The 7,188-nt window shown below is 73.9% G+C and carries 5 protein-coding genes; 2 read left to right on the top strand and 3 right to left on the bottom strand.

The window, feature by feature from the left end; translation table 11 throughout:
• Positions 1–28: 28 nt before the first annotated feature.
• From sulP to RI554_07905, 3 genes are all read right to left on the bottom strand, one after another.
• Positions 29–1,711: a sulfate permease gene (gene sulP / locus RI554_07895; GenBank protein ID MDR9391936.1), complete on the bottom strand. Its 1,683-nt coding sequence runs from the start codon at positions 1,709–1,711 to the stop codon at positions 29–31.
• A 52-nt stretch (positions 1,712–1,763) separates the two neighbouring features.
• Positions 1,764–2,081 (bottom strand): rhodanese-like domain-containing protein, encoded by a 318-nt coding sequence (locus RI554_07900; GenBank protein MDR9391937.1) that lies wholly within the window; start codon positions 2,079–2,081, stop codon positions 1,764–1,766.
• Between the two features lie 106 nt (positions 2,082–2,187).
• Positions 2,188–3,603, bottom strand: coding sequence for an MBL fold metallo-hydrolase (locus tag RI554_07905; GenBank protein MDR9391938.1), 1,416 nt, complete (start codon positions 3,601–3,603; stop codon positions 2,188–2,190).
• 233 nt (positions 3,604–3,836) lie between these two features.
• Here RI554_07905 and pckA point away from each other — a divergent pair, with 233 nt between their 5' ends.
• Both pckA and gndA read left to right on the top strand, forming a co-directional pair.
• Positions 3,837–5,441: a phosphoenolpyruvate carboxykinase (ATP) gene (gene pckA / locus RI554_07910; protein MDR9391939.1), complete on the top strand. Its 1,605-nt coding sequence runs from the start codon at positions 3,837–3,839 to the stop codon at positions 5,439–5,441.
• Positions 5,442–5,663: 222 nt separating this feature from the next.
• Complete coding sequence (gene gndA / locus RI554_07915) at positions 5,664–7,127, top strand: NADP-dependent phosphogluconate dehydrogenase (protein ID MDR9391940.1); 1,464 nt, start codon at positions 5,664–5,666, stop codon at positions 7,125–7,127.
• The last annotated feature ends 61 nt before the right edge of the window (positions 7,128–7,188 follow it).

The following is a 7,188-nucleotide window of genomic DNA, read 5'->3' on the forward strand; positions in this document are numbered from 1 at the left end:
GGGGCGGCGTCGTCGGGGGCGGCGTCGCTCACGCCGGGCTCGCGGCGGGGGCGGTGGGGCGACCGGGTAGGTCGACGCCGAGGTCGGCGAGGGCGTGCGCGAGGGAGGGGTGCTCGATCCGCCCGCCGTAGCGGTCGTACCAGCCGGCGCGCGCGAGGAGGTCGCGGACGGGGCCCTTGACGCCGGCGAGGTGCACCGCGATCCCTTGGCCGTCGAAGGCGTCGATGCGGTCCTGCAGGACGTCGATGGCGACGCCGTCGACGTCGTTGACGCCGGAGAAGTCCAGGACGATCGCGCGGAGGTCGGGGCGGTCGGCGACCGCGGCGTTGAGGTCGTCCTCGAGCGCCGCCATGTTCGCGAAGTAGAGGCTGGCGTCGGGCCGCGTGAGGTAGAGGTCGGGCCAGGTGACGGCGTCGTCGTAGCGGCGGACGTTGCGGAAGACGCCGGCGTCGGCGCGCCAACCGAGTTCCGCGGTGTGGGGCCAGGCGCTGCGGGCGACGAACACCGCGAGGGAGAAGCCGACGCCGGTGAGGATGCCGGTCTCGATCCCCAGCGTGAGGGTGGCGAGGAAGGTGACGGCGAGGGTGGCGGCGTCGACCTTCTTGACGCGGAACAGGTGGACCGGCTCCGCGACGTCGATCAGGCCGAAGACGGCGACCATCACCACCGCGGCGAGCACGGCGCTCGGCAGGAAGTAGAACAGGTCGGTCAGGAACAGCAGCGTCAGGCCGATCAGGACCGCCGTCACGATCCCCGCGAGGGGCGTGCGGGCGCCGGCCTGGTCGTTGACGGCGCTGCGGCTGAAGCCGCCGGTGACGGGGTAACCGCGGAACGCCGCGCCGACGACGTTGGCGAGGCCGAGCCCGACGAGTTCGCGGTTGGCGTCGATCTTGTAGCGGTGCTTCGCGGCGATCGCCTTGGCGACCGCGACCGACTCCATGAAGCCGACGAAGGCGATCGTGAGGGCGGTCGGGAGGAGCGCGAGGAGGGCGTCGCCGCTCAGGTCGGGGAGCGCGAAGCCGGGGAGGCCGGCGGGGACGGTGCCGACGATGGCGACGCCGCGCTCGTGCAGGTCGAACGCCCACACGACGAGGCTGGCGACGATCACGACGAGGAGCGGCGTCGGGAAGCGCCGCGAGAGGCGTTTGCCGATCATGAGCGCCGCGATCGAGGCGACCCCGATCGCCAGCGTCACGGCGTGCGTGTCGCCGAGCTGGGTCGCGGCGCGCCCGAGGAGGACGAAGACGTTCTGTTCGCGGGGCAGGTCGACGCCGAGCAGGTGCTTGAGCTGGCTGAGGCCGATCACGAGCGCCGCGGCGCTCGTGAAGCCGCTGATGACGGCGTGCGAGAGGAAGTTGACGACGAAGCCGCCGCGGACGAAGCCGAGGCCGGCTTGGATGACGCCGACCATCGCCATCAGGGTCGCGGCGAGGGCGACGAACTCGGCGCTGCCGGGTTCGGCGAGGGCGCCGACGCCGGCGAGCGTGAGGAGCGAGACGATGGCGACGGGGCCGACCGCGAGCTGCCGCGAGGAGCCGAAGAGGGCGTAGACGATCAACGGGATCGTCGACGCGTACAGCCCGGCGACGGGCGGCAGGCCGGCCAGCATGGCGTACGCCATGCCCTGCGGCACCAGCATCACGGCGGTGGTGAGGCCGGCGCTCAGGTCGCCGGGGAGGTCCTCCCGCCGGTAGCGGCCGAGCCACCCCACGATGGGGAGCCAGCGGGCGAGCGGACCTCCCGGCGACGACGCGCCGGCGGCGTCACTCGACGTCGTAGCCCTCCATCGTCCAGGCCATGGTGCCGCCGTCGAGGTTGGCGAGGTTGGCCTTGCCCTGCGTCGCGAGCCAGGCGCAGGCGTTGCCGGAGCGGGCGCCGGTGCGGCAGACGAGGATCGCGTCGTCGGGGATTTCGTCGACGCGGCTGGGGATCTCCCCGAGCGGGATCAGGGTGGCGCCGGGGATGTGTCCCTGGGCGTACTCGAACTCCTCGCGCACGTCGATGACGGTGGCGTCGCCCGCGTCGAGGCGGCGCTGCAGTTCGTTGGGGTCGATGTCTTCGAATCCGTAGGGATTGGTCACGGTCTCTCTCCGACGTAGAAAGGGGATGCGTGGCCACATTTCGGCCATCATGACACCCCGAGCGGGCGTCGGGCGTGACGCCCGCTCGGGGTTCGGGACGCGCGGGTCAGGCCGGGGTGGCCTCCGCCTCCTTGCGTTGCTGGTACTGCTCCCAGCCGACCCAGCTGCCCTTCAGTTCGTAGACGGGGCCGTAGCCGAGGTGGCGCAGGACCGACGCCGCCACGGCGCTGCGGCCGCCGCTCACGCAGTGCGTGAGGATGCCGGCGTCGCGTGGGAGTTCGTCGGCGCGCCAGCGGACGCGGCCGCTGTGGATCTGGACCGAGCCGTCGAAGTGCTCGGGGGCGGCCTCGGTCGCGGTGCGGGTGTCGAGGATCACCAGGTCGTCGCGGCCGTCGAACGCCTCGGGGGTCAGGATCGGCTTCGCTTCGCGCGGGAGGGCGTCGAGGCTCGTGACGTAGCCCTCGAAGGCGTCGATGCCGGTGTAGGCGAGCTTGTCGCGCAGGCCGGCCGCCTGCTCCGCGTCGGCGGCGAGGACGACGATGCCCTGCGTGTCGCGCTCGGGGTCGATCGCGTAGCTGGCGTACGTCGCGAAGTTGGTGCCGTTGGGGACGAACAGCCCACCGACGACGCCGTCGGCGTGCCACTCGGCCATCGTGCGGGTGTCGAGGAACAGGATCTCGTCCGCGGCGAGGCGGCGGGCGACGTCGGCACCGTCGAGCTCGCGGGGGGTGCCGCGCTCGCCCAGGACGGCGGGGCCGGCCTTGTTCCAGCGCTTCATGCGGCCGAAGTAGGCGGGGGCGTCGGGCTGGCCCTCGAGGAGCTCCTCGGTGAAGCCCGCCTCGTCGCCGTTCTGCACGTAGCCCGCCCACCAGGAGGCGACGCGCTCGTAGCCGACGGTAGTGGTGGGGACGCTGCCGAGCGCCTTGCCGCAGGCGGAGCCGGCGCCGTGCGCGGGCCACACCTGGATGTGGTCGGGGAGGGTCAGGAAGCGGTCGCGGAGGCTGGCGAAGAGGTCCTTGGCGCCCGCGAAGCGGGTGTCCTCGCCGCCCGCCGCCTCGTCGAGCAGGTCGGGGCGGCCGACGTCGCCGACGAACACGAAGTCGCCGGTGAGGATCATCAGCGGCTCGGAGCTGGTCGCGCCGTCGATCACGAGGAACGACAGGTGCTCGGGGGTGTGCCCGGGGGTGTGCACGGCGCGGAGCACGACGTTGCCGACGTGGATCTCGCTGCCGTCGTAGAGCTTCTCGCCCTCGAAGCCGTACTTCCAGTCGGCGTCGCCCTCGTCGGACAGCCACGTGCGGGCGCCGGTGCGGTCGGCCAGCTCGCGGGTGCCGGACAGGTAGTCGGCGTGGATGTGGGTCTCGGTGACGTCGGTGATCGTGAGGCCCTGCGCGGCGGCCTCGGCGAGGTAGACGTCGACGTCGCGGCGCGGGTCGACGACGACCGCTTCACCGCTGGCCTGACAGCCGATGAGGTAGCTGCCCTGCGCGAGGTCGGGATCGTAGAAGTGCTTGAAGAACATGCGCGCTCCTTCCGGAGGGGAGAGTCGAGACGGCGTTCGTCGCCAGGTCCGACCCCGAGGATATACCCCCATGGGGTATGTGCGTCAAGGTGGGCGACGTTCTTCGGGCCCTCGCCGCCGGGCCGGCGCCCGCCGCACTTGGTAGCCTGGCGCCATCGCACACGAGCGCGGGGCCCGCCCCGCGCGGCGTCCCGCGGCCCGGCACCGGGCCGCGCACGCCCCTGGGAGGCCCCATGCGCCACGAAGGACACCACCCCGACCCCGCGAGCCTCGAGGCGTTCGGTCTCGACGCCGCCGGCACCGTCCACTGGAACCTCACCACCGCCGAACTCTACGCCCACGCGCTGTTCCGCGGCGAGGGGCAGATCGTGCACAACGGCCCGCTGGCGGTCGACACCGGCCGCTACACCGGCCGCTCGCCCCGCGACCGCTTCATCGTGCGCGACGCCCGCACCGAAGCCACCGTCGACTGGGGGCCGATCAACCAACCCATGGACCCCGCCCACTACGACGCCGTGAAGGCGGGCCTCCTCGCCGCCACGCACGGGCGGGACCTGTTCGTGCAGGACGTCTTCGTCGGGACCCACCCCGACTTCCGGGTCCCGGTCCGCGTCGTCACCGAGTACGCCTGGCACGCCCTGTTCGTCCGCAACCTGTTCGTGCTCCCCACCCGCCGCGCGCAGGCGACGCACGACCCCGCCTACACCCTGCTCAACGTCCCCTCCTTCGCCGCCGACCCCACCACGATGGGGACCCGCAGCGAGACCGTCGTCGCGATGAACCTCAGCGAGCGGGTGGTCCTGATCGGCTCGACGGAGTACGCCGGCGAGATGAAGAAGTCGGCGTTCGCGATGATGAACTTCGAGCTGCCCGAGCGGGGCGTCATGCCGATGCACTGCAGCGCCAACGTCGGCCCCGACGACGAGGTCGCGGTGTTCTTCGGGCTGTCGGGGACCGGCAAGACGACGCTGTCCGCCACCCGCGAGCGGACCCTCATCGGCGACGACGAACACGGCTGGTCCGACGACGGCGTCTTCAACTTCGAGGGCGGCTGCTACGCCAAGATCGAGAACCTCTCCCCCGACGCGGAACCCGAGATCTACGGCACGACCCGCGCCTTTGCGACGATCCTGGAGAACGTCGTGGTGGACGAGGAGACCCGCCGCGTCGACCTGGCGGACACGAGCAAGACGCAGAACATGCGCGCCGCCTACCCGATCAGCCACATCGCCAACGCCAGCAAGGTCGGCTACGCCGGCCACCCCACCGACGTCGTCTTCCTCACCGCCGACGCCTTCGGGGTGCTGCCGCCCCTCTCGAAGCTGACGCCCGAGCAGGTCGAGTACTACTTCCTGTCGGGCTACACCGCCAAGATCGCCGGCACCGAGCGCGGCGTCACCGAACCCGAGGCGACCTTCTCCGCCTGCTTCGGCGCGCCGTTCATGCCCCGCCCCCCCGCGGCCTACGCCGAACTCCTCGCCGCGAAGATGGCGGAGCACGGCACGCAGGGCTGGTTGGTGAACACCGGTTGGAGCGGCGGGCCGTTCGGGGAGGGCCACCGCATGGCGATCCAGCACACCCGCGCCCTGCTCGATGCCGCCATCCAGCACCGCCTGGACGAGGTCCCGACGCGCGAGGAGCCGTTTTTCGGCCTGCACGTCCCCACCAGCGTGCCCGGCGTCCCGACGACCGTCCTCGACCCGCGCCGCACCTGGGAGGACCGCGACGCCTACGACGCGCAGGCGACGAAGCTGGCGGCGATGTTCCACGCCAACTTCGCTCAGTTCGAGGGCACCGTCCGTCCGGCCGTCGCCGCCGCCGGCCCGAAGGCCGGCTGACGCCCCACCCGGGACGAACGTCCCTGCCCGCGCGGCGTGGGGGCGCGTACGCTCGCGCACGTAGGGACGGGACGTAGACGAGACGGAACTCCCTCTCTCTCCGCACTGCGGTCGCGCCCGGCGCTCCAGGACCGACGCCGGGCGCGATCGCGTGTCGGCCCGCCGAAGGCGCGTGGTAGCGTCCCTGCGCCGCGCCCGCCCCGGGCGCCCCTGGAGGCCCCGATGCCCGACGCCGTTCCCGGCCCCGCCGCCCTCGGCCTGATCGGCCTCGGCGTGATGGGACGCAACCTCGCGCACAACCTGGCCGACCACGGCTACGCCGTCGCGATCCACGACCGCGACCCCGACGCCGTCCGCTCCCTCGCCGGGGCGCGCGACGCCTTTCACGCCGCCCCCGACCCGGCGGCCCTCCTCGCGGCCGTCGAGGCGCCCCGCACGCTGCTGCTGATGGTGCCCGCCGGCGACCCCGTCGACGCCCTGATCGCGGCGCTCGAGCCGCACCTCGCCGCCGGCGACGTCCTCCTCGACGGCGGCAACAGCCACTACGCCGACACCCGCCGCCGCGAGGCGCACCTCGCGGAGCGCGGCGTCGCCTGGCTCGGGATGGGGGTGTCGGGCGGCGCCGACGGCGCCCGCCACGGCCCCGCGCTGATGCCGGGCGGCGACGCGGACGCCTACGCCCGCGTCGCGCCGATCCTCCGCGCGATCGCCGCGAAGACGGACGACGGCGAGCCGTGCGCCGCGCACCTCGGGCCGGACGGCGCGGGGCACTACGTGAAGATGGTGCACAACGGCATCGAGTACGCCGACATGCAGCTCCTGGCCGAAGCGTACGCGCTGCTGAGCGACGGGCTCGGCTTCGCCGCCGACGGCCTCGAGGGGGTGCTGCGCGGGTGGCGCGGCGGCCCGCTGGAGGGCTTCCTGCTCGACGTGACGATCGACGTCCTCGCCGCCCGCGACCCCGACGGCACCCCCACCCTCGACGACGTCCTCGACGCCGCGGGGCAGAAGGGCACCGGGCGCTGGACGATCCAAAGCGCCCTCGACCTGGGCGTGAACGCCTCGGTCCTCGCCGCCGCCGTCGACGCCCGCGCCCTCTCCGCCGACGTCGCGGGACGCGCCCGCGCCGCCGCGGTCCTCCCCGGCCCCCCCGCACCCGACGCCGCCGACGCCCGGAGCGAGACCGAGAGCGGGGCCGACGACGCCGCGGCGGTCGCGGCCGACCTGCACGACGCGCTGCACCTGGCCAAGGCGGTCGCCTACGCCCAAGGGTTCGCGCTGCTGCGCGCCGCCAGCGACGCGCACGGCTGGGCCCTCGACCTCGGCCGCGCCGCGGCGTCGTGGCGGGCCGGCTGCATCCTACGGGGCGCGAGCGTCGAGGCGACCGTCGCCGCCTACCGGCACGACCCCGACACGCCGGACCTGCTGCTCGCGCCGTCGTTCGCCGCCGCCGCGGACGCCCACCCCGCGCTGCGCCGCACCGTGGCGCGCGCCGCCGGCCTCGGCGTCGCAGCACCGGCCCTCAGCGCCGCCCTCGCGCACTACGACGGCCGCCGCACCGCCCGCGGGCCGGCGGCGCTGATCCAAGCGCAACGCGACGCCTTCGGCGGGCACGGCTTCGTCCGCCGCAGCGACGAAGGCGGCCCCCTCGCGCACGCCGACGGGCGGGGCCCCGAGGAGGCCTGACGTGCACGCGCTCTGCCTCGCCGCCGGCAAGGGCACCCGCTTCGGGCGGCTCGGGACGTAC

This window comes from Trueperaceae bacterium (genome assembly GCA_031581195.1).
Classification (GTDB): Bacteria; Deinococcota; Deinococci; order Deinococcales; family Trueperaceae; genus SLSQ01.

Excerpts from the sequence above, each read along its gene's own strand:
- RI554_07905 (MDR9391938.1), bottom strand. The coding sequence starts at position 3,603 with ATGTTCTTCAAGCACTTCTACGATCCCGACCTCGCGCAGGGCAGCTAC.
- pckA (MDR9391939.1), top strand. The coding sequence starts at position 3,837 with ATGCGCCACGAAGGACACCACCCCGACCCCGCGAGCCTCGAGGCGTTC.
- gndA (MDR9391940.1), top strand. The coding sequence starts at position 5,664 with ATGCCCGACGCCGTTCCCGGCCCCGCCGCCCTCGGCCTGATCGGCCTC.